Source organism: Lysobacter fragariae, from assembly GCF_054779775.1.
In genome coordinates this window covers 114,813-137,659 of the sequence record NZ_BAAGXP010000007.1, presented here as the reverse complement: position 1 = coordinate 137,659, position 22,847 = coordinate 114,813, and the positions used below count along the sequence as shown (strand labels likewise).

Genomic DNA, 22,847 nt, shown 5'->3' with positions numbered 1-22,847 from the left:
ACAATCTCCACGCCGCCGGTCGCCACCTCACAGGAACATCGCACCAATGAGCAAGACCTATACCGTTGCCGTAGTGGGCGCCACCGGCGCCGTCGGCGAAACCATGCTGAAGGTGCTCGCCGAGCGCCAGTTCCCCATCGGCAAGCTGCACGTGCTGGCAAGCGAGCGCTCGGCCGGCACGAAGGTCGAGTTCGGTGCGCGCCAGCTGGTCGTCGAGAACCTGGCCACGTTCGATCCGACCGGCGTCGACATCGCGCTGTTCTCAGCTGGCGGTTCGGTGTCGCGGGAATACGCGCCGAAGTTCGCCGCGGCGGGCGCGGTGGTCATCGACAACTCCTCGGTGTTCCGCGGCGACGCCGACGTCCCGCTGGTCGTGTCCGAAGTGAACCCGGAAGCCGCGAAGAACCGTCCGCGCGGCATCATCGCCAACCCGAACTGCTCGACCATGCAGCTGATGGTCGCGCTGGCGCCGATCCACCGTGCGGTCGGCATCGAGCGCATCAACATCGCCACCTATCAGTCGGTGTCTGGAACTGGCGTCAAGGCGATGGAGGAACTCGGTCGCCAGACCGCCGCACTGCTCAATTTCCAGGACGCCGAGCCCAAGGTCTATCCGGTGCAGATCGCCTTCAACGTGATCCCGCACGGTGGCGACTTCCTCGATAACGGCTACACCACCGAGGAGTGGAAGCTGGTGACCGAGACCCGCAAGATCCTCGGCGACGACCGCATCCTGGTGAATGCCACCGTGGTGCGCGTGCCGGTGTTCTACGGTCACTCCGAAGCCGTCCACATCGAAACGCGCGAGAAGCTCAGCGTCGAGAAGGCGCGCGAACTGCTGGCCGCGCAGCCCGGCCTGGAACTGGTCGACGAACGCAAGGCCGGCGGCTATCCGACGCCGGTCACCCATGCATCCGGCACCGACCCGGTCTACGTCGGCCGCCTGCGCGAAGACGTCTCGCACCCCCGTGGCCTGGACCTGTGGGTGGTCGCCGACAACATCCGCAAGGGCGCGGCGACCAATGCCGTGCAGCTGGCGGAGCTGGTGATCGCCGAGGGTTGAGGTGAAGTAGGGCAGCCTCGTGAAAGCGAGGCTGCCTTCCGGCGCGCATTCCAGGGCTGTCGACCGCCCGATGAGCGGGATCTGGCTCCGTTCGGCCGCTGGAGTCGAACGAAAATATGAACCAGCTCAGTGATTTGCGGCAGCTTCATTGCAAACCGCGTGCACTCGGGGCTAGAGTCGCCACGAGGGGACAGTCGAGAGACCGGTCGTGAAAGCAATCGCGGGAACTGTTTTGGCGGTGGCGGCGATGCTTGCCAGCTTTGGCGCGAATGCGCTGGGGCTCGGGCAGATCGAGGTCAAGTCCAGCGTCGGACAGCCATTCCTGGCTGAAATCCCGATCGTCAGCAGCGATCCGGCGGAACTGGAGAACCTGCAGGCCGCGCTGGCTTCGCCAGATACCTTCGCCCGCATCGGGCTGCGTCCACCGATCGGGATCATTGCCGACCTGCAGTTCACCCAGGCGCTCGACGCCCGCGGTAACCCGATCATCCGGGTCACCAGCACGCAGTCGGTCAACGAGCCGCTCCTGACCTTCCTGCTGGAAGTGGATTGGGGCCAGGGCCGACTGGTCCGCGAATACTCCGCGCTGCTCGACACCCCGCGCACCGTTTCCGCGCCGCTGCAGCCGGCGGTTGAAGCGCCGACCGTCGAAGCCCCGGCGATCATCGAACGCCCCGAGGACGCCGTCGCTGCCGAGCCGCAGCCCGAAGCGCAGCCGACCCAGCCGCCGGCCGAACCCGCGCCGCAGGACACCACGGCGATCGCTTCGACGCCGCGTCCGACGCCGCCTCCGGTCGCAGCCATACCGATCGCCCCGGCGCCGAGCATCGACGGCAGCGATTACGAAGTGAGGCAGGGCGACACGCTGACCGAAATCGCTTCGCGCATGGGTGGCGGATCGCTCGACCAGACCATGATCGCGTTGCTGCGTGCCAATCCCGACGCCTTCATGGGCGGCAACATCAATCGCCTGAAAGCCGGCGCCGTGTTGCGCATGCCAGCCAACGAGGCGATGACTGCGCTGGATGAGCAGCAGGCCAGCGCGATCGTCCATTCCCAGATCCAGGAATGGCGCGCCTCGCGCCGTGCGGTGTCGCAGCCGGTCGACGTGCCCGCGACGGCGAGTGCGCGTTCTGCCGCGAAGCCGCGCACTGCGTCCACTTCCACCAGCAAACCGTCGACGCCGCGTACTGCGGGCGCACGACTGGAAATCGTTCCGCCGGGCGCCAGCGACGCGACCCAGGCGGGCACACAATCCGGTATCACCGCCGGGGGCGAGGGCGCGATGCTGCAGGAACTCACCATTACCAAGGAAACCCTCGCTGCGCGCGACGCCGAGGCCCAGGAACTCAAGACCCGCGTCGCCGAGCTGGAGAAGCTGCAGCAGCAACAGCAGCAGCTGATCGCGATGAAGGACAGCGAGCTGGCCGCCGCGCAGCAGCGCATGGCGCAGGCGCAGAAGCAGCAGGCGCAAGGGGCGATGCTGCCGTGGATCATCGGGATAGTGGGCGCGCTGGGCATCGGCCTGCTGGTCGGCTGGTTCCTGCGTCGTCGCGACAGCGTGCCGAAGTTCCGCGCGCCATCTGCGTCGAGCGGTCCGTCGATCGCGGACTCATTCGCACCGAAGGTTGCCAAGGACAAGCCGGACGCCCGCAGCGAAGCGCCTTCGAACGCTGCGCCGGCACCCGAACCCGTGCGCGCCGCTCCCACGCCGCCCCCGCCGAGCCGTTCCGCTCCCGCCTGGCATACCGGTTCGGCAGCGTTGCAGACCGGCGGCAACCAGCAGGACCTGCTTGATCCCGCTGCCCAGTCGGCCTACGAGCGTCTTGACCTGGCCCGTGCCTACCTGGACCTGGGTGACATTCCGAGCGCTCGCCAGCTGCTCGGCGAGATCGCGATCACCGGCGACCACGCCGCCCGCCAGCAGGCGTCGCGGATGCTGCGCGAGATCGAATAAACCCGCTGCGTCGCGCCTTCCTCGATTGCAGGGAGGCGCTCCACGTATTCCGATTCCCGGCAGCGGCCGGGAGCACGCCACGCAGCCTTCCGATGACGTTCGTGCAGGGGCTTGATCACCCTGCGACTACCCCCGTCTCCCGGCTGCAGTAGATTCCCCTGATGTCGTCCAGCCTTCCTGAAACACCCGTACCCACCGATACCGGCGCGGCTCCTGCCACGCAGCGCTACGCCATGGGCATCGAATACGACGGGAGTCTCTTCAGCGGCTGGCAACGCCTGAGCAAGCACGGCGAACCCGATCCTGAGGGCTACGTCACCCTGCAGGCCACGATCGAGGACGCTCTGTCCTTCGTCGCCGGCGCGCCCATCCAGACCATCTGCGCCGGTCGCACGGACGCCGGTGTGCATGCGACGGGCCAGGTGATCCACTTCGACAGCCCGGTACAGCGCGATCCGCGCGGCTGGGTGCTCGGCGCCACCAGCAAGTTGCCGCCGGAGGTGTGCGCACTGTGGTGCGTGCCGGTGCCGGACGAATTCCATGCGCGCTTCTCGGCGCGCGCGCGACGCTATCGCTACTGCATCCTCAATCGCGTCGTGCGACCCGCATTCAACCGGCAGGTGCTGGCATGGGAGCGCCGTCACCTGGATGCCGACGCCATGCATCGCGCCGCGCAGTCGTTGCTGGGCGAAAACGACTTCTCCGCCTTCCGCACCGTGCATTGCCAAGCCCCGCACGCGCGCCGCGACCTGCAGGAAGTCACCATCCGTCGCGAAGGTGACATCGTCAGCGTCGAAATCCAGGCCAACGCCTTCCTTCACCACATGGTGCGCAACATTGTCGGAAGCTTGCTGATGGTGGGGCGGGGCGAACAACCCGAAGCGTGGATGGCGCAGCTGCTGGCCGGTCGTGACCGCACGAAGGCCGGCCCGACGGCGCCGTCGCAAGGGCTGGTATTCCTGGGTCCGCTGTATCCCGCCGACACCGTCGCCACCTGTGGCCTGCCCGGACACCTGAGCCTGTGAAGCCCAATTTCTTCCGTACCCGGATCAAGTTCTGCGGCATGACCCGCGCCGGCGACGTGCGCCTGGCCAGCGAGCTGGGCGTGGACGCGGTCGGTTTCGTCTTCGTGAAGAAGAGCCCGCGTTGCGTCGCCGCGGAGGAAGCGCGGGCGATGCGCGGCGCGCTGGCGCCGCTGGTGGATTCGGTCGCGCTGTTCATGGACAACCCGGCCGAGGAAGTGCGCGAGATCGTCCGCCAGGTCCGCCCGACGCTGCTTCAGTTCCACGGCACCGAGGACGACACGTTCTGTCGCAGCTTCGGTCTGCCCTACCTGAAAGTCGTCGCGATGGGCGATGTCCGGAACCATGAAGGGATGGATCACCCCGGACTGACCTTGCGCGCGGGTTATCCGAACGCGGCCGGATTCCTTTTCGACAGCCACGCGCCCGGAGCGCAGGGCGGCAGCGGTAGGACCTTCGATTGGACGCGGATTCCGCAGGACCTGGGGCGCCCGTGGCTGCTCGCCGGCGGACTCAAGCCGGAGAACATCTTCGATGCCGTCGTGGCGACACGGCCGTGGGGCGTCGACGTTTCCAGCGGGATCGAGCTTTCGCCGGGGGTCAAGGACGGCAACCGCATGCGGCAGTTCGTCGAGGAAGTGCGTCGCGCCGACGCCGCGGAAGACTGAGCGTTTCGGCGGCCGAACCCGCTAGGACGCGGAATCCGCGAGCGCCCCGCGCAACCACGACGCCAGTCGCGCCACCCGCGCATCGCCGCTGCGGCGTGACGTGCACAGCACCCAGCGCGCATCGGTTTCGATGAATCCCCACGGCGCCAGCAGGCGCCCGGCCGCAATGTCCTCGGCCACCAGTGGCTCGGGCGCGATGGCGACGCCGAGCCCGGCGACGGCGGCCTCCAGCAGGTAGTACAGATGTTCGAAGCCGGTGCCCATGCGCAACGCGTGGGCGTCCAGGCCCGTGCGGCTGGCCCAGTCGCTCCACGCCTGCGGGCGCGAGGCCGTATGGAGCAGGGCGGTGTCGAGCAGTGCGGACGGCGCAGCGTCGCGCAGCGCGTCAAAGCCGGGAAAACGCGGGCTCACCACCGGCCCGATCCGCTCGACCGCCAGCTCATGCACCTGCCACTCCGCCGGCCAGGGCGCCTGGGCGATCAGCAGCGCGGCATCGAGCCCGCCCAGTTGCGCGTCCGGGGGTGCCTCGCTGGCGGACAGGTGGAGCTTCAGATCCGGCATCTCCCGCGCCAGGCGATCCAGGCGCGGAATCATCCAGCGCGCCAGCACGCTGCCCGGGCAGCCGAGCACGAGTGGCGTCTGCCCCGGACGACGAAGCAGCTCCGCCCACGTCGTGCGGAGCGGGTCGAAGGCAGCCCCCGCAGCTTCCTGCAGGCGCCGCCCGGCCGGTGTCAGCGCAAGCCCGCGCCCCTGTCGGACGAACAGGGCGGTGCCGGCGGCGTCCTCCAGCGCCCGCAGTTGCCGGCTGACGGCGCCATGCGTCACGTGCAGCTCCTCTGCGGCGCGACTGACGCTGTCCAGGCGGGCAACGGCGTCGAAGGCGCGCAGGGCGTTCAGTGGGGGCAGGTCTCGGCTCGCCATATGTGAGTTTTACTGACAGGTAAGTCAGATTTTATGCATTTTTTGTCCCGTATGTGCGCGATAAAGTGACAGAAAGGCCCGGTCGCGCACCGATGCCAGCCCCCGACCCGGAACGCCCCGATGAATGCCCGAATCGAAGACTTTCACGCCTACCCCGACGCCAACGGCCATTTCGGCCGCTTCGGTGGCCGTTTCGTCGCCGAGACCCTGATCGGTCCGCTCGAACAGCTGGCGAAGGCATACGACGAAGCCCGCGTCGACCCCGCCTTCAACCGCGCCTTCGACGAAGACCTGGCCCACTACGTCGGCCGTCCGAGCCCGATCTACTTTGCGCAGCGCCTGAGCCGCGAAGTCGGCGGCGCGCGCATCCTGCTCAAGCGCGAGGACCTCAATCACACCGGCGCGCACAAGATCAACAACACCATCGGCCAGGCGCTGCTCGCCGGCCGCATGGGCAAGACGCGGATCATCGCGGAGACCGGTGCGGGCCAGCACGGCGTCGCGTCCGCGACGGTCGCCGCGCGCCTCGGTCTGGAATGCGTGGTGTACATGGGCGCCACCGACATCGAGCGCCAGAAGATCAACGTTTACCGCATGAAGCTGCTCGGCGCGACAGTCGTGCCGGTGACCAGCGGCTCGGCGACGCTCAAGGACGCGCTGAACGAAGCGATGCGCGACTGGGTGACCAACGTGCACGACACGTTCTACATCATCGGTACCGTCGCCGGTCCGGATCCGTATCCGCGCATGGTGCGCGACTTCAACGCCGTCGTTGGCCGCGAGGCACGCGCGCAGATGCTGGCTGAATACGGCCGCCTGCCGGATGCAGTGACCGCGTGCGTCGGGGGTGGCAGCAACGCGATCGGCGTGTTCCACGCGTTCCTCAACGATCGCGATGTGCGCCTGGTCGGCGCCGAAGCCGCGGGCGAGGGCATCGATACCGGCCATCACGCCGCGTCGCTCGCTGCCGGCCGCCCTGGCGTGCTGCACGGCAATCGCACTTACGTGCTGTGCGACGACGACGGCCAGATCATCGAGACGCACTCGGTGTCCGCAGGTCTGGACTATCCGGGCGTCGGGCCGGAACACGCTTTCCTGAAGGACGCCGGCCGCGCGCAGTACGTCGGTGTGACCGACGACGAGGCGCTTGCCGCGTTCCACCAGCTTGCCCGCAGCGAAGGCATCCTGCCGGCACTGGAATCCAGCCACGCGATCGCACAGGCGATGAAGCTGGCGCGTGAGCTACCGAAGGACGCCATCGTGCTGTGCAACCTGTCCGGTCGTGGCGACAAGGACGTGCACACGATCGCGGGACGCGAAGGCATCACTTTTTGACTTGTCATCCCGAGCGAAGCGAGGGATCTGCTTTTGTTCGGGTTAAAAAAACAGCAGATCCCTCGCTTCGCTTCGGGATGACCGACCAGATGAACCGCATCGACACCCGCTTCGCCGCACTCCAGTCCGCCAACCGCAAGGCGCTGGTCCCCTTCATCACGGCCGGCGATCCTTCGCTCGAAGCCACCGTCCCGGTGATGCACGCGCTCGCGGCCGCCGGCGCCGACGTGATCGAGCTGGGCGTGCCGTTCTCCGATCCCATGGCCGACGGCCCGACCATCCAGCGCAGCTCCGAACGCGCCCTGGCGCGTGGCGCGGGCCTGTCGTACGTGCTCGATTGCGTGCGCACGTTCCGCGAACGCGATGCCGACACGCCGGTCGTGCTGATGGGCTACCTCAACCCGATCGAGATCCGCGGCGCGCAGCGCTTCGCGCAGGATGCGGTGGCCGCCGGCGTCGACGGCGTACTGCTGGTCGACCTGCCGCCGGAAGAGGCCGGCGAGTTCCGCGTCGCCTTCGACGAACACGGGCTGGCGCTGATCCTGCTGGCCTCGCCGACCACCAGCGACGCCCGCTTGGCATTGCTGTGCGACCAGGCGTCCGGCTACCTCTACTACGTCAGCTTCGCCGGCGTGACCGGTGCGGACCGGCTGGATGCCGAGGCTGCCACCGAACGCCTGCACGCCATCCGCGCCCGCAGCCGGGTGCCGGTGGCGGCGGGCTTCGGCATCCGCGATGCCGCATCCGCCACCGCGATGGCCCGCGAGGCCGACGGCGTGGTGATCGGCAGTGCGCTCGTTTCGACGCTGGATGGCGCTGTTGATCCGGCGGCGCGCGCGCGGGAATTCCTGGCGCCGATCCGGGCGGCGCTGGACGCGTAGGGCGGGTTTCCAACCCGTCGGGCCGAAGCGGCGATGGCGGGTACGGCGATGGCTGGTATGGCGATGGCGGGTATGGCGATGGCGGGTCAAGACCCGCCCTAATCGCATAGGGTCGCCAATCCCATCGCTCCCCCTTGCGAACCCCACGCACGGGGTCGCCAACCTCATCGTCCCCCTTGGCGGACCTCATGCACCGGGTCGCCGACCCCATCGCACCCCCTCGCGGACCTCGACGCACGGGATCGCCGACCCCATCGCACCCCCTCGCGAACCCCGCGCACGGGGTCGCCAACCCCATCGCGTCCCGCTCGCGGACCCGGTGTACGGGGTCGCCAATCCCATCGCACCCCCTCGCGGAGCCCAGGCATGGGGTTGCCAACCTAATCGCACCCCCTCGCGAACCCCGCGCACGGGGTCGCGAACCCCCATCGCATACCGTTCGCGGACCGGTGTACGGGGTACAGCCTGGACGCGTAAGGGGGCAGTTGCCCAGCCTTCGACTATCCCGCTGTCATCCGAGCGCAATCGGGGGCCTGCAGGTCAACATGGTTGGCCGCCGGCGCGGCATTGATACCCCTGTGTCCATGCGGATTCGTGGGCCAATCCGCGACGTTCGCCACACATTCGCCCCGCGACCCGCCCGGGAGCGGCTTCCCGTCGCGCTCGCGCTAAACTGCGCCGTTCGCTCCAAGCCTCATCAGGGATCACGCCACGCATGTCCTGGCTCAAGAAACTAATGCCCTCCGGCATCCGCACCGACACCGGCACCGCCAAGCGCCGCAGCGTGCCCGAGGGGTTGTGGGAGAAGTGCGACCGCTGCGGCGTCGTGCTCTACCGCCCGGAGCTCGAGGAAAACCTCGAGGTCTGCCCGAAGTGCAATTTCCACATGCCCATCCGCGCCCGTGCGCGGCTGGCGTCGCTGTTCGATCCGGACGGCACCACCGAGATCGGTGCCGCGCTGGGTCCGGTCGACGTCCTGAAGTTCAAGGACCAGAAGAAGTATTCCGATCGCATCAAGGCCGCGCAGAAGTCCACCGGTGAGCGCGACGCGCTGATCGCGCTGGAAGGCAAGCTCAAGGGCCGTGACCTGGTGGCCGCCTCGTTCGACTTCGCCTACATGGGCGGTTCGATGGGGTCAGTGGTCGGCGAACGCTTCGCCCTGGGCGCGGAGCGCGCGGCGGACCTGGGTTGCCCGTTCGTGTGCTTCTCCGCCAGCGGCGGCGCGCGCATGCAGGAAAGCCTGTTCTCGCTGATGCAGATGGCCAAGACGTCCGCCGCGCTGGGTCGCCTGCGTGCCAAGGGCCTGCCGTACATCTCGGTGATGACCCATCCCACCACCGGTGGCGTGTCCGCGTCGTTCGCGATGCTGGGCGACATCAACATGGCCGAACCCGAAGCCCTGATCGGTTTCGCCGGCCCGCGCGTGATCGAGCAGACCGTGCGCGAGAAGTTGCCGGAAGGCTTCCAGCGCTCCGAATTCCTCGTAGACCACGGTGCGGTGGACCAGATCTGCGATCGCCGCGAAATGCGCGATCGTCTCGCCCACCTGATCGCGTTGATGATGAAGCAACCGATGCCGCAGGACGACAACGAGGTCGTGGCTTGAGCCGAAAGGTCAATTTCGTATCCGGACAACTGCCTTCCTGGCAGCTGTCCGGACCAGCCAATCCGGTCCAGGCCCGGACTGGCTGGCGCCGGACGCGCGCTTACGCGCACGTGCGCGGGCGGCACATCCATGTGTCGCGTAACGACGATCATGCGGAGGTCTCCGCATGAGTCGTCGTTACTTCGGAACCGATGGCATCCGCGGCCGCGTCGGCGAAGGCGCGATCTCGGCCGACTTCGTCCTGCGCCTGGGCAATGCCTACGGCCACGCACTGACCAAGGCCTTCGAGGGTCGCGACTGGCGCAAGCCACAGGTCATCATCGGCAAGGACACGCGCATCTCGAACTACATGTTCGAAGCCGCGCTCGAAGCCGGGCTGGTGGCGGCGGGCGTCGACGTGCAGCTGATGGGCCCGATGCCCACCCCGGCCGTGGCGCACCTGACCCATTCGATGCGCGCCGACGGCGGCATCGTGATTTCGGCATCGCACAACCCGCACTACGACAACGGCATCAAGTTCTTCTCGGCCGAAGGCGAAAAGCTGGACGACGCCACCGAGCTGGCGATCGAGGCCGCGCTCGAACAGCCGTTCCTCACCGTGGCTTCCGAGCGGCTGGGCAAGGCGGTGCGCACGCGCGACGCCCTGGGCCGCTACATCGAACACTGCAAGAATTCCGTGCCGAAGGGTTTCGACCTGGGCGGCATGCGGATCGCGATGGACTGCGCCAACGGCGCGACGTACCAGCTCGGCCCGCTGGTTCTGCGTGAGCTGGGTGCGCGTGTCGACACCATCGGGATCGATCCCAATGGCCTGAACATCAACGAAGGCGTGGGTTCCACCCACCCGGAAGGCCTGGCTGCCCGCGTCCGCGAGACCGGAGCGCACCTGGGCATCGCGTTCGACGGCGACGGCGACCGGGTGATGTTCGTCGACAGCGACGGCAACGTCCGCGACGGCGACGACCTGCTGTACGTGCTGGCGCGCGACTGGAAGCAGTCCGGCCGCCTGGTCGGCCCGGTGGTCGGTACGCTGATGACCAACTTCGGGCTGGAGCAGGCGCTCGCGCGCGAAGGCATCGGTTTCGTGCGCGCCAAGGTCGGCGACCGCTACGTCCACCAGCAGCTCGTCGCCAACGACGGCGTACTGGGTGGCGAGGCGTCGGGCCACATGCTGTGCCTGGATCGCAGCGGTACCGGCGACGGCATCGTCAGTGCGCTGCAGGTGCTGGAAGTGCTGCGCCGCCGTGGCATCGGCCTGGGCGAAGCGCTGCAGGGGCTGGTGCGGGTGCCGCAGAAAACCATCAACGTGCGTTACGCCGTCGGCGCGGCGAAGCCGTCGGAGGCCGCGTCCGTGCAGGCCGCACTGGCGACGGCGCAGGCGGCGGTGGCGGGTCGGGGCAGGGCGTTCCTGCGACCGTCCGGCACGGAGCCGGTGGTGCGCGTGACCGTCGAGGCGGACGATGCGGCCCTGATGCAGGGCACGCTTGACGCGCTGGCCGAAGCCGTTCGCGTGGCAGCGAAGTAAGACACAACGTCAAATACGCACAGATAGAAGAGACACGCCATGGCGTCGCAGATCCCGACCCTCGATATCCGCCGCTTCACCGAGCCGTCCAGCAGCGGTGACCGCGAAGCCTTTGTCGCCGAACTCGGCGCGGCCTACCGCGAGTGGGGATTTGCCGGCATCCGCAACCACGGCATCGCGCAGTCGCTGATCGACGGTTCCTACGACGTGTTCAAGGCGTTCTTCGCGCTGCCTGACGACGTGAAGCGCAAGTACCACGTCCCCGGTGGCGGCGGTGCGCGCGGCTACACGCCGTTCGGCATCGAGACCGCGAAGGACTCCAAGTACTTCGATCTCAAGGAGTTCTGGCACGTCGGTCGCGAGATTTCCCGCGATTCGAAGTACGCGGATGTAATGCCGCCCAACCTGTGGCCGGCGGAAGTGCCGCAGTTCCACGAACTCGCCTACGGCCTGTACCAGGCGCTGGACCAGCTGGGTTCGCAGGTGCTGAGCGCGCTGGCGCTGCACATCGGGCTTCCAGAGAGCTATTTCGCCGACAAGACCGACTTCGGCAATTCGATCCTGCGTCCGATCCACTATCCGCCGATCACCACCGACGACATCCCCAACGTCCGCGCCGGTGCGCACGAGGACATCAACCTGATCACGCTGCTGGTCGGGGCGAGTTCGGAAGGGCTGGAAGTGAAGTCGCACAAGGGCGAGTGGGTGCCGTTCACCGCGGACGCCGACACCATCGTGGTCAACATCGGCGACATGCTGCAGCGCTTGACCAACCACGTATATCCGTCGACCACGCACCGCGTCGTGAATCCGCCGGGCGAGAAGGCGCGCCAGCCGCGTTATTCAACGCCGTTCTTCCTGCACCCGAATCCTGATTTCCTGATCGACGTGTTGCCGTCGTGCATCACGCCGGACAATCCCAGTCGCTATCCCGAACCCATCACCGCGCACGGCTATCTGGAAGAGCGGTTGGCGGAGATCAAGCTGAAGTAATCGCGGAGGTCGTGAATTCGGCCTGCTGGGGCGACGATGCAGTGCTGTCGTCCCAGCCCTGTCATCCCGAGCGTAGCGATGGACCTGCTTTCAAGCCTGCTGCACGGTTGATCCGCCACTTGAGTGGCGGGCTGCTGTTGCTGGATTGCTGCTGAAAGCGGCTCCTTCGCCAGGCTCGCGATGACGCAGAAAGCGGAAGCTGTTCCGCGAACCGCAACTCCGCGCCTTCAAGCCATCCAGAAGAAAACCGCCGCCATCCGCTTGGTTTCCAGCGTCTGGCCCCAGTATCCGGTCGCGCTGTGGATCATGTTGGCGCGATAGACCAGCAGGCGGTTGTAGCGGTGCGGCACGATGACGTCCTCGGCGAACGATTCCGGCGGAACGAAACGCGTGCCCAGCGCCTGCACAAGGTTCGCGTGCGGCGGCTGCACCATGTTGCCGCCCAGCTGTCCGCCCGGCATGCGCTGGCGATAGAAGCTGGTGCCGCAATCGTTGGGCACGTTCGGATTCAGGTAGAGCACCGCGGCGTAACGGCAGAGCGCGCGGGAATCGGTGTGCGGCCGCGACTCGCATTCGTTGTAGCCCACTACCTGCACGCAGTTGTGGTTGAGGGTGCCGCCGTCGGCCGTGCTTCCGACCCACAGCTTGCCGGCGCCGGTCTGCTGCTTGACCCATTCCTCCAGCGGCGCAAGTTCCGCCGGCTCCAGCGCGGGCATGGCGCGCATGCCGGGCCAGCTTTCGGGTTTGTGCGGATAACCCTCGTACCAGTCAGTGCGAGCCAGCAGGCGGGCGCGGACTTCGTCGGCGTTGGGCAGGGCGTCGTCGAGCAGCCAGTAATCGCGCCCCAGCGTGGGCTTGCGGTAGGGCAGCGTCGGAAGGCGCGGTGCGGTCGAACCTGGCTTCATGGCGGATCGGGCGACTGGGAATGTGTCCATTCTCGCAGTCCCGGCGGCTTAAGAATCATTCCCGGCGCTGTTAAACTGCGCGCCTTTCGCACACGGGGCCGACAATGCGCCGCAAGATCGTTGCCGGAAACTGGAAACTGCACGGTGATCGCAAGTTCGCCCGTGAGCTGCTCGATGCCGTGATCGCAGCGGATGCCCCCGAGGGTGTCGAGCGCATCATCGTGCCGCCGTTACCATACCTGGGCGAGCTGATCTGGCAGTACGGCCCCAAGGGGTTGCAGTTCGGTGCGCAGGACGTCAGCGCCAACGAGAAGGGTGCGTACACAGGCGAAGTGGCAGCCGCGATGCTGGTCGACGTCGGTGCCCGTTACGGCCTGGTCGGGCATTCCGAGCGCCGGCAGTACCACCACGAGACCAGCGAACTGGTCGCGCGGAAGTTCTTCGCGGCAAAGGCGGCGGGCTTGATCCCTATCCTCTGCATCGGCGAGACCCTGGGCGAACGCGAGAACGGTCAGATGGAATGGCGCCTGCAGGAACAGCTCGCGCCGGTGCTGGAAAAGGGCGCCGATGCGCTTGATGGCGCGATCATCGCCTACGAGCCCGTCTGGGCGATCGGTACCGGCCGGACCGCGACGCCGGAGCAGGCGCAGGAAGTCCACGCATTCATCCGTGGCGAAATCGCCCAGTACGATGCTAGAATCGCTGGCTCGCTGCCGATCCTGTACGGCGGTAGCGTCAAGGCCGACAACGCCGCCTCGCTGTTCTCACAGCCGGACGTCGATGGCGGCCTGGTTGGCGGGGCCTCGCTGGTCGCCGCCGACTTCAACGCCATTGCCGCTGCGGCGGTATGACTTCACAGATCTGAACCACGGATTCCTGCCGATGCTGTTGTTCCTCAACGTCATCTACGTACTGGTCGCCATCGCGATGGTCGCGCTGATCCTGATGCAGCGTGGCGCGGGTGCGCAGGCCGGCTCGGGCTTTGGCTCCGGCGCCTCGGGCACGGTGTTCGGTTCGCGCGGCGCTTCGAACTTCCTTTCCAAGTCCACCAAGTGGCTGGCGATCGTGTTTTTCGCGATCAGCCTGTTCATGGCGTGGAATGCCAGCAAGGGCGCCCAGGTCCAGGCCACGACGGCCACCGAGCAGCCGAAGGGCGGCATCATGGCGCAGATCCCGACGGCCGCTCCGGCCAAGTCGGAAGCCGCGCCGGCCGTAGTGCCCTCGGCCCCGGCTTCGGCAGTGCCGACCGCGCCGGCCAACGTGGCTCCCGCCACTGAGGTCCCGGCCGCCCCGGCATCGCAGCAGCCGGCTCCGGCTCCGGCCCCGACCGGCGGCTGATCCGGCAAAAGCAGTACCATTCGGTTTCAAATGGCCTGGCATGGATACGCCGGGTGTCGGTCGGTGCCGATACGTCGGTGTTGATCGGATCGCTCCGGTTGGCATGACGGGTCGGTGGCAGGGATTGCCGATAAACGTAGTTTTTGCCCAGATGGCGGAATTGGTAGACGCACTACCTTGAGGTGGTAGCGACTTAGGTCGTGGGGGTTCGAGTCCCCCTTTGGGCACCAATCTCCTGAAGGGGTTCGTACGGTTGTACGGCCCCTTCAGCGTAAGCAACAACGGCACCCAGATGCCGAGCCAACGCCGCTAAGACGCGGCATACAGCCGAGAGAACGCGAGTGCTGGCCGAATACCTGCCGACCCTGCTGTTCCTGATCGTCGCCGGTGGTATCGGCGTCGCCCTGCTGGTAGTGGGCCGCCTGCTCGGCCCGCAGCGCCCTACTGTCGAGAAGCTCTCGCCCTACGAATGCGGTTTCGCCGCGTTCGAGGACGCGCGCATGCAGTTCGACGTGCGCTACTACCTCATCGCCATCCTGTTCATCGTCTTCGACCTGGAAATCGCCTTCGTCTTTCCGTGGGCGTTGGTGTTCCGTGAGCTCGGGGTGTTTGGCCTGATCGAGATGGGCGTGTTCCTCGCGCTGCTCGTCATCGGCTTTGTCTACGTGTGGAAGAAGGGCGCGCTGGAGTGGGAGTGATTCGATGAGCATCCTTCAGACTGTTTCGGGCCTGATGCACAACCCGCTGCCGGAAGGGCGGCTGGATGACCTGCTGCTGCCGGAAGACCAGAACCCGGTGATGCAGCAGGGCTTCGTCACCACCAACCTCGACACGCTGTGGAACTGGGCGCGTACCGGTTCGATGTGGCCGATGACCTTCGGTCTGGCCTGCTGCGCGGTCGAGATGATGCACGCCGGTGCCGCGCGCCTGGACCTTGACCGCTACGGCGTCGTGTTCCGTCCGTCGCCGCGTCAGTCCGACGTGATGATCGTGGCCGGCACCCTGGTCAACAAGATGGCCCCGGCGCTGCGCAAGGTCTATGACCAGATGCCCGACCCGAAGTGGGTGATCTCGATGGGCTCCTGCGCGAACGGTGGCGGCTACTACCACTATTCGTATGCCGTCGTGCGTGGCTGCGATCGCATCGTGCCGGTCGACGTCTACGTGCCGGGTTGTCCGCCGACTGCCGAGGCGCTGATCTACGGCATCCTGCAATTGCAGAAGAAGATCCGTCGCGGCACCAATTTCGGCGAACACAAGCAGGGTGTACGCTGACATGGCGACCAATGCATCTGCACTTGCCGAACGCCTGCGCGCCCGCTTCGAAGGCGCGATGGTCGCCGTCGCCGAGCCGCGTGGCGAAGTGACGATCGACGTTGCCGCCAATGCCTGGCTGGGCGCCGCACAGGCGCTGCGCGACGAATTCGGTTTCGAACAATGCGTCGACGTCAGCGGCGTCGACTACCTGAGTTACGGCAGCGACGAATGGGACACCGACGTGTCCTCCGAAGGTTTCTCCCGTGGCGTCGAAGGCAAGAGCGCCGGCCGCTTCGCCTGGGGCGAGGCCCCCAATGGCGCCGCGAATTCCCCGGAACGCCGCTTCGCCGCCGTCGCGCACCTGCTCTCGTACCAGCACAACCAGCGCGTGCGCCTGCGCACCTTCGCCGAGAACGACGACCTGCCGGTGGTTGCCTCGCTGACAGGGGTGTGGCCGGGCGTGAACTGGTTCGAACGCGAAGCCTTCGACCTGTACGGCATCATCTTCGAAGGCCACCCGGACCTGCGTCGCATCCTGACCGACTACGGTTTCGTCGGTTATCCGTTCCGCAAGGACTTCCCGCTGATCGGCAACGTCGAAGTGCGTTACGACACCGAGAAGAAGCGCGTGGTGTACGAGCCCGTTTCGATCGAGCCGCGCGTGCTGGTGCCGCGCGTGATCCGTGACGACGCGCGTTATGAGACCGCCGCCGGTGAACAAGCTTCACGGGAGCAGGCGCAGAAGGCGGAGGTGAAGAAGTGAGCTCCGTGCTTTCGAAATCCAATGGTTCCGGCCTCCTCAATGCCGAGATCCGCAACTACACGCTGAACTTCGGTCCGCAGCACCCGGCTGCGCACGGCGTGCTCCGCCTCATCCTCGAGATGGACGGCGAAGTCGTGCAGCGTGCCGATCCGCATATCGGCCTGCTCCATCGCGGCACCGAGAAGCTGGCCGAATCCAAGCCGTTCAACCAGTCGATCGGCTACATGGATCGACTGGATTACGTGTCGATGATGTGCAACGAGCATGCCTACGTGCGTGCGATCGAAACGCTGCTCGGCATCGAGGCGCCGGAACGGGCGCAGTGGATCCGCACGATGTTCGACGAGATCACGCGCATCCTGAACCACCTGATGTGGGTGGGTTCTAACGCGCTCGACCTCGGTGCGATGGCGGTTTTCCTGTACGCGTTCCGCGAGCGCGAAGAGCTGATGGACTGCTATGAAGCGGTCTCCGGCGCGCGCATGCACGCGACCTACTACCGCCCGGGTGGTGTCTATCGCGACCTGCCGTCGCAGATGCCGCGCTACAAGGAATCGCCGTGGCGCAAGGGCGCCAGCCTCAAGCGCTTCAACGAATGGCGCGAAGGCTCGCTGCTGGATTACCTCGAGCGCTTCACCGAAGACTTCCCCAAGCGCGTCGACGAATACGAGACGCTGCTGACCGACAACCGCATCTGGAAGCAGCGCACCGTCGGCATCGGCGTGATTTCGCCGGAGCAGGCGCTGGCGTGGGGCATGACGGGCCCGATGGTTCGCGGCTCGGGCATCGCCTGGGACCTGCGCAAGAAGCAGCCGTACGCCAAGTACGCGGAGGTCGATTTCGACATCCCGGTCGGCGTCGGTGGCGACTGCTACGACCGCTACCTGGTCCGCGTCGCCGAGATGCGCCAGTCCAACCGCATCATCCAGCAGTGCGTGAAGTGGCTGAAGGCCAATCCGGGCCCCGTGATCGTCGACAACTTCAAGGTCGCGCCGCCCAAGCGCGAAGAGATGAAGGACGACATGGAAGCCCTCATCCACCACTTCAAGCTGTTCTCCGAAGGCTACTGCGTCCCCGCCGGCGAAACCTACGCCGCGGTGGAAGCGCCCAAGGGTGAGTTCGGCTGCTACCTGGTTTCCGACGGCGCCAACAAGCCGTTCCGTTGCAAGCTGCGTGCGCCGGGTTTCGCGCATTTGTCGTCGATGGACGAGATCGTCAAGGGCCACATGCTGGCTGACGTGGTGGCGATGATCGGTACTTACGACATCGTGTTTGGCGAAATTGACCGATAAGAGCAGGACCGATGAAGGCCACTGGCAACTTTGAAAACGCGCGCAATGTCGATCCGATGGTCGTCCTGTCGGAGAAGACGCGCGCCCACATCGATCATTGGCTGTCCAAGTTCCCGGCGGACCGCAAGCGTTCGGCGGTTCTGCAGGGTCTGCACGCCGCGCAGGAACAGAACGACGGCTGGCTGAGCGACGAACTGATCGCCGCGGTCGCCAAGTACCTCGATCTCCCGCCGGTGTGGGCCTACGAGGTCGCTTCGTTCTACTCGATGTTCGAGACGGAGAAGGTCGGGCGCCACAACGTCGCCTTCTGCACCAACATCAGCTGCTGGTTGAACGGTGCCGAAGACCTTGTCGCCCACGCTGAAAAGAAGCTCGGCTGCAAGCTGGGCGAATCCACCTCCGATGGCCGCATCTACCTCAAGCGCGAGGAAGAATGCGTGGCCGCGTGCTGCGGCGCGCCGGTGGTGGTGATCAACGGCCATTACCACGAGAAGCTCGACGCCAAGCGCGTTGACGAGCTGCTCGACGAGCTGAAGTGAGTCCGCACGACATGGCACATCAAGACCATAGCCATTCAGAGCCGCACGGCCCGGTCGGTCCTGTCCCGCAGGAGCACAACGTCGTCTATACGACGCTGCACTTCGACAAGCCCTGGTCGTACGAGAACTATCTGAAGACGGGCGGTTACGCCGCGCTGCGCAAGATCCTCACCGAGAAGATCGAGCCCGCAGCCGTCATCGAGATGGTCAAGCAGTCGGGCCTGCGCGGTCGCGGCGGCGCGGGCTTCCCGACCGGCCTGAAGTGGAGCTTCATGCCCAAGGGCAGTGGCACGCAGAAATACATCCTGTGCAACTCGGACGAATCCGAACCGGGTACGGCCAAGGATCGCGACATCCTGCGCTACAACCCGCATGCGGTGATCGAAGGCATGGCGATCGCGTGCTACGCGACCGGTTCGACCGTTGCGTACAACTACCTGCGCGGCGAGTTCCACCACGAGCCCTTCGAGCATCTCGAGGAAGCACTCGCCGAAGCCTACAAGCACGGCTGGCTGGGCAAGGACATCCTCGGCTCCGGCGTCGACATCGACATGTACAACGCGCTGGGCGCCGGTGCGTACATCTGCGGCGAAGAAACCGCGCTGATGGAATCGCTGGAAGGCAAGAAGGGCCAGCCGCGCTACAAGCCACCGTTCCCGGCCAACTTCGGTCTCTACGGCAAGCCGACGACGATCAACAACACCGAGACCTATGCCTCGGTGCCGGCGATCATTCGCAACGGTTCGGAGTGGTTCCTCAACCTGGGCAAGCCGAACAATGGCGGCCCGAAGATCTTCTCGGTCTCCGGTCACGTCGCTCGTCCAGGCAACTATGAGATCCGCCTAGGCACGTCGTTCGCCGATCTGCTTCAGCTCGCCGGCGGCATGCGCGATGGTCGCAAGCTCAAGGGCGTGATCCCGGGTGGGTCCTCGATGCCGGTGCTGCCGGGCGAGACCATGATGGCGCTCACCATGGATTACGACTCGATCCAGAAGGCCGGTTCCGGCTTGGGTTCGGGCGCCGTGATCGTGATGGACGACACCACCTGCATGGTGCGCGCTTGCCAGCGCATCTCGCGCTTCTACTTCAAGGAAAGCTGCGGCCAGTGCACGCCGTGCCGCGAAGGCACCGGCTGGATGTACCGCATGCTGACCCGCATCGTCGAGAAGCAGGCCACCCTGGAGGACCTGCAGATGCTGCGCGCCGCCGCCGGTCAGATCGAAGGTCATACCATCTGCGCTTTCGGTGAGGCCGCTGCGTGGCCGGTGCAGGGCTTCCTGCGTCATTACTGGCATGAGTTCGAATACGCGATCGTGAACAAGCGTTTCCTGGTCGATGACCAGCGGGCCGGCACCGTCGTGGAGAAGGTCGCCGCATGAGCGCTGCATGCCTCCAGAACCCCAATTGTTCGCAAGCGAACAATTCGCCCCTTGACTCAAGGGACTGCGTCGCTTTGTTTGAAGGAGTCACGGCGTGAGCGCGCAACCCATTAATCCGAACCTGCCGCCGGATCACGTCACCGTCTTCATCGACGGTGTCGAGTGCGCCGCGCCCAAGGGCTCGATGATCATCAGTGCCGCCGACAAGGCCGGTATCGCGATCCCGCGTTTCTGCTACCACGACAAGCTGAGCATCGCGGCCAACTGCCGCATGTGCCTGGTTGAAGTGGAGAAGATGCCCAAGCCCGCGCCGGCCTGCGCCACGCCGGTGATGGATGGCATGAAAGTCATTACGCGCAGCGACAAGGCGTTGAAGTCGCAGCGCAACGTGATGGAGTTCCTGCTGGTCAACCATCCGCTGGATTGCCCGATCTGCGACCAGGGCGGCGAATGTGAACTGCAGGACCTGTCGATGGGCTATGGCCGTTCGGTCAGCCGCTTCTCCGAACGCAAGCGCGTAGTGCCGGACGAAGACATGGGGCCCCTGGTCGCTACGGAGATGACCCGCTGCATCCAATGCACGCGCTGCGTGCGCTTCACGGCTGAGGTCGCCGGCACCTATGAGTTGGGCGGCATGTCGCGCGGCGAAAACCTACAGATCGGCACCTTCGACGGCAAGCCGCTGACGACCGAACTGTCCGGCAACGTCATCGACGTCTGCCCGGTTGGCGCGCTGACCAACAAGGTGTTCCAGTTCAAGGCGCGCCCCTGGGAACTGACGGCGCGCGAATCGCTTGGCTATCACGATGCGCTGGGAAGCAACCTGTTCCTGCATGTGCGTCGCGGCGAAGTGCTGCGTTCGGTTCCGCGCGACAACGAAGCAGTCAACGAATGTTGGCTGTCGGACCGCGATCGCTATTCGCACCAGGGCCTGTACGCGGCCGATCGTGCGAACAAGCCGCTGATCCGCGTGGGCAACAACGGCGACGGCACGGACTTCCGCGAAGCTTCGTGGGAAGAAGCGCTGGCCAAGGCCACCAAGATTCTGCGTGACAACGCCGGCGACGGCCTTGGCGTGCTGGTGCACCCATCGACATCGAACGAGGAGGGCGTGCTGCTGGCCCGCCTCGCTGAAGCGCTGGGTACCGGCAATATCGACCATCGCATTTCCCAGCGTGACCTGTCCGATTCTGCCGTCGCCGAGTCCTTCGGCATGCCGGTCGCGGACATCAGCAACGCCGATGCGATCGTCATCGTCGGCAGCAACCTGCGCCATGAAGTTCCCCTGCTGCACGCCCGCGTGCGCAAGGCGTGGACGCGTGGCGCCAAGGTGCATGTCGTCAATCCAGTCGACTTCGACTTCACCTTCAAGAACGCGAGCAGCCGGATAGTCGTACCGTCGCAGATCGCCGCGACGTTGGCCGACGCCGGCTTGCGCGATGCGCTGAAGGACACGACGCGCGCCGTCGTCATCGTGGGTGGCGTGGCAGAGAACAGCCCGTACGCCGCTGCGATCCGCAAGGCCGCTGTTGAACTCGCCGCTGCGACCAACGCCAAGCTCTGCCGCATTCCGCAGGGCGCAAATGCCGTGGGCCTGGCCAAGCACGGCGTGCTGCCACGCACGCGTGATGTGCAGGCCATGCTGTCGCAGCCGCGTTCGGCCTACATTCTGTATGGCATCGAGCCGGGTCTGGATTTCGCCGACACAGCCGTCGCGAACAAGGCGCTGGGTGGCGCGCAGGTCGTTGCGTTCAGCCAGTTCGCTTGTCGCTCGACGCGTGCGGTGGCTGACGTGATCCTGCCGATCGGCGCGTTGCCGGAAGTCGAAGCGACGCTGACCAATCTCGAAGGCATCGAGCAGTCGGCCGCTGCCGGCGGCAAGCTGCCCGGTGACGCGCGTCCCGGCTGGCGCGTGCTGCGCGCCGTGGGCGGCGAACTCGACGCAGCCGGTTTCGACTTCACCGATCTTGCGGGCCTGCGCGCCGGCATCCATCGACAGGACCTGCGTCCGGTGGCGGGCGCGGCACCGACGGTTGCGGGCGAAGGCCTCGAACTGGCGGTGAGCACTGCGATCTACCGCAGCGATGCCGTCGTGCGTCGTGCTGCCAACCTGCAGTCGCATCCGTTGAACGTCGAACCGCACGCTGTGATCCACCCGGCCGACGCCGAGGCGCTCGGTTTCCGTGACGGCGTGATCGGCAAGTTCACCGCCGCCGCCGGTACGGCGACGCTGCCAGTCGCGATCAGCGACCAGGTCGCGCGCGGCACCATCTGGATTGAAAGCGGCCACGGCGCCACAGCGCCGCTCGGCGCCGATCGCGTGCAGGCGGGGAGGGCATGATGCAGGCCGTTGATACCTTCCGCGACTGGATGCTCGGCTTCGGTGCAGGCGGCAACGTCGCCTGGATCTTGCTGAAGATCCTGCTGATCGCGATGCCGGTGATCATCACCGTCGCTTTCTATGTGGTGTGGGAACGCAAGCTGATTGGCTGGATGCATGTGCGTCGCGGCCCGATGTACGTAGGCAAGGGCATACTCCAGGCCTTCGCCGACGTGTTCAAACTGCTGTTCAAGGAAGTGATCCAGCCGACCAAGGCCGAGCGCTTCCTGTTCAAGCTGGCGCCATTGCTGGCGCTGGCGCCGGCCATGGCGGCGTGGGCGGTGGTGCCGTTCGACACGAAGATCGTGTTGTCGAACGCCAACGCCGGACTGCTGTACCTGCTGGCGATGACCTCGATGGGCGTGTACGGCATCATCCTGGCCGGCTGGGCATCGAACTCGAAGTACGCGTTCCTGGGCGCCATGCGCGCCGCGGCGCAGATGGTGAGCTACGAAATCGCGATGGGCTTCGCCATGGTCGGCGTGCTGATTGCCGCCGGCAGCTTGAACCTCACCGACATCGTGATGGCGCAGTCCGGCGACGCCGGCATGTTCGAGTGGTTCATGTGGCCGCTGCTGCCGCTGTTCGTGGTCTATTTCATCTCCGGCGTGGCAGAGACCAACCGCGCGCCGTTCGACGTGGTCGAAGGCGAGTCGGAGATTGTCGCCGGCCACATGGTCGAGTATTCGGGTTCGGCGTTCGCGCTGTTCTTCCTCGCCGAATACGCGAACATGATCCTGATCAGCTTCCTGGTCTCGCTGTTCTTCCTCGGCGGTTGGCTGAGCCCGTTCCAGGGCCTGGGCATTCCCCTGCTGTCGATCGACGGCTGGTGGTGGCTGTTCGCCAAGGTGTTCTTCTTCGCCAGCTGCTTCATCTGGTTCCGCGCATCGTTTCCGCGCTACCGTTACGACCAGATCATGCGCCTGGGCTGGAAGGTGTTCATTCCGCTGACCATCGCGTGGATCTGCGTCACCGCGCTGCTGGCGTACTACAACGTTTTCACGCCGGGGCAGTGAGACAGGC

At 66.1% G+C, this 22,847-nt stretch carries 21 protein-coding genes and 1 tRNA gene; 20 read left to right on the top strand and 2 right to left on the bottom strand.

All coding sequences use genetic code 11. The features are described from left to right. Positions 1-46: 46 nt before the first annotated feature. From ACYVD7_RS09550 to ACYVD7_RS09535, 4 genes are all read left to right on the top strand, one after another. The gene (locus tag ACYVD7_RS09550) at positions 47-1,063 is read left to right on the top strand and encodes an aspartate-semialdehyde dehydrogenase (protein WP_460762191.1); all 1,017 of its coding nucleotides are present in this window, start codon (positions 47-49) and stop codon (positions 1,061-1,063) included. A 247-nt stretch (positions 1,064-1,310) separates the two neighbouring features. Continuing rightward, the gene (locus ACYVD7_RS09545; protein WP_460762188.1) at positions 1,311-3,020 is read left to right on the top strand and encodes a FimV/HubP family polar landmark protein; all 1,710 of its coding nucleotides are present in this window, start codon (positions 1,311-1,313) and stop codon (positions 3,018-3,020) included. A gap of 233 nt (positions 3,021-3,253) precedes the next feature. Further along, positions 3,254-4,045, top strand: a complete 792-nt coding sequence (gene truA, locus ACYVD7_RS09540) for a tRNA pseudouridine(38-40) synthase TruA (protein WP_460762671.1) — start codon at positions 3,254-3,256, stop codon at positions 4,043-4,045. Continuing rightward, entirely contained in the window at positions 4,042-4,710 is a 669-nt protein-coding gene (locus tag ACYVD7_RS09535; protein ID WP_460762185.1) for a phosphoribosylanthranilate isomerase, read from the top strand. Before truA ends, ACYVD7_RS09535 begins: the two co-directional genes overlap by 4 nt. Positions 4,711-4,731: 21 nt before the next feature. Here the strand turns inward: ACYVD7_RS09535 and ACYVD7_RS09530 are convergent, their stop codons facing one another. After that, positions 4,732-5,631 carry a LysR family transcriptional regulator gene (locus ACYVD7_RS09530; protein WP_460762182.1) on the bottom strand — a complete coding sequence of 300 codons (900 nt, stop codon included), beginning with the start codon at positions 5,629-5,631 and terminating at the stop codon, positions 4,732-4,734. Between the two features lie 120 nt (positions 5,632-5,751). Here ACYVD7_RS09530 and trpB point away from each other — a divergent pair, with 120 nt between their 5' ends. The 5 genes from trpB (at position 5,752) to ACYVD7_RS09505 (ending at position 11,971) form a co-directional block, all read left to right on the top strand. Beyond that, the gene (gene trpB / locus ACYVD7_RS09525) at positions 5,752-6,966 is read left to right on the top strand and encodes a tryptophan synthase subunit beta (protein ID WP_460762179.1); all 1,215 of its coding nucleotides are present in this window, start codon (positions 5,752-5,754) and stop codon (positions 6,964-6,966) included. An 89-nt stretch (positions 6,967-7,055) separates the two neighbouring features. Next, entirely contained in the window at positions 7,056-7,847 is a 792-nt protein-coding gene (gene trpA / locus ACYVD7_RS09520; RefSeq protein WP_460762668.1) for a tryptophan synthase subunit alpha, read from the top strand. Between the two features lie 715 nt (positions 7,848-8,562). Then, positions 8,563-9,453: an acetyl-CoA carboxylase, carboxyltransferase subunit beta gene (accD, locus tag ACYVD7_RS09515; protein ID WP_460762176.1), complete on the top strand. Its 891-nt coding sequence runs from the start codon at positions 8,563-8,565 to the stop codon at positions 9,451-9,453. A 166-nt stretch (positions 9,454-9,619) separates the two neighbouring features. Beyond that, the gene (gene glmM / locus ACYVD7_RS09510) at positions 9,620-10,978 is read left to right on the top strand and encodes a phosphoglucosamine mutase (RefSeq protein ID WP_460762173.1); all 1,359 of its coding nucleotides are present in this window, start codon (positions 9,620-9,622) and stop codon (positions 10,976-10,978) included. A 39-nt stretch (positions 10,979-11,017) separates the two neighbouring features. Then, positions 11,018-11,971: an isopenicillin N synthase family dioxygenase gene (locus ACYVD7_RS09505; RefSeq protein WP_460762171.1), complete on the top strand. Its 954-nt coding sequence runs from the start codon at positions 11,018-11,020 to the stop codon at positions 11,969-11,971. A gap of 227 nt (positions 11,972-12,198) precedes the next feature. Here ACYVD7_RS09505 and ACYVD7_RS09500 read toward each other — a convergent pair whose 3' ends face one another. Next, complete coding sequence (locus ACYVD7_RS09500) at positions 12,199-12,906, bottom strand: DUF6445 family protein (protein WP_460762168.1); 708 nt, start codon at positions 12,904-12,906, stop codon at positions 12,199-12,201. Between the two features lie 74 nt (positions 12,907-12,980). On the opposite strand from ACYVD7_RS09500, the gene tpiA reads away from it, so the two are divergent. The 11 genes from tpiA (at position 12,981) to nuoH (ending at position 22,840) form a co-directional block, all read left to right on the top strand. Further along, positions 12,981-13,727 carry a triose-phosphate isomerase gene (tpiA, locus tag ACYVD7_RS09495; RefSeq protein ID WP_460762166.1) on the top strand — a complete coding sequence of 249 codons (747 nt, stop codon included), beginning with the start codon at positions 12,981-12,983 and terminating at the stop codon, positions 13,725-13,727. Between the two features lie 31 nt (positions 13,728-13,758). Further along, complete coding sequence (secG, locus tag ACYVD7_RS09490; RefSeq protein WP_460762163.1) at positions 13,759-14,214, top strand: preprotein translocase subunit SecG; 456 nt, start codon at positions 13,759-13,761, stop codon at positions 14,212-14,214. A gap of 145 nt (positions 14,215-14,359) precedes the next feature. Then, positions 14,360-14,444: transfer RNA gene (locus ACYVD7_RS09485), tRNA-Leu, on the top strand. Positions 14,445-14,555: 111 nt separating this feature from the next. Continuing rightward, a complete protein-coding gene (locus ACYVD7_RS09480) occupies positions 14,556-14,912 on the top strand; it encodes an NADH-quinone oxidoreductase subunit A (RefSeq protein WP_460762160.1) in 357 nt (118 codons plus the stop codon). 4 nt (positions 14,913-14,916) lie between these two features. Continuing rightward, positions 14,917-15,489, top strand: coding sequence for a NuoB/complex I 20 kDa subunit family protein (locus ACYVD7_RS09475; protein WP_460762158.1), 573 nt, complete (start codon positions 14,917-14,919; stop codon positions 15,487-15,489). Between the two features lies 1 nt (position 15,490). Next, positions 15,491-16,234, top strand: coding sequence for an NADH-quinone oxidoreductase subunit C (locus ACYVD7_RS09470; protein ID WP_460762155.1), 744 nt, complete (start codon positions 15,491-15,493; stop codon positions 16,232-16,234). Further along, a complete protein-coding gene (locus ACYVD7_RS09465; RefSeq protein WP_460762152.1) occupies positions 16,231-17,526 on the top strand; it encodes an NADH-quinone oxidoreductase subunit D in 1,296 nt (431 codons plus the stop codon). Before ACYVD7_RS09470 ends, ACYVD7_RS09465 begins: the two co-directional genes overlap by 4 nt. Before the next feature lie 11 nt (positions 17,527-17,537). After that, positions 17,538-18,065 carry an NADH-quinone oxidoreductase subunit NuoE gene (gene nuoE, locus ACYVD7_RS09460; protein ID WP_460762149.1) on the top strand — a complete coding sequence of 176 codons (528 nt, stop codon included), beginning with the start codon at positions 17,538-17,540 and terminating at the stop codon, positions 18,063-18,065. An 11-nt stretch (positions 18,066-18,076) separates the two neighbouring features. Next, positions 18,077-19,444, top strand: a complete 1,368-nt coding sequence (nuoF, locus tag ACYVD7_RS09455) for an NADH-quinone oxidoreductase subunit NuoF (protein WP_460762146.1) — start codon at positions 18,077-18,079, stop codon at positions 19,442-19,444. A 94-nt stretch (positions 19,445-19,538) separates the two neighbouring features. Continuing rightward, positions 19,539-21,785, top strand: coding sequence for an NADH-quinone oxidoreductase subunit NuoG (nuoG, locus tag ACYVD7_RS09450; RefSeq protein ID WP_460762144.1), 2,247 nt, complete (start codon positions 19,539-19,541; stop codon positions 21,783-21,785). Then, a complete protein-coding gene (gene nuoH / locus ACYVD7_RS09445) occupies positions 21,782-22,840 on the top strand; it encodes an NADH-quinone oxidoreductase subunit NuoH (RefSeq protein ID WP_460762142.1) in 1,059 nt (352 codons plus the stop codon). The genes nuoG and nuoH overlap by 4 nt, the downstream gene beginning before the upstream one ends. Positions 22,841-22,847 lie beyond the last annotated feature (7 nt).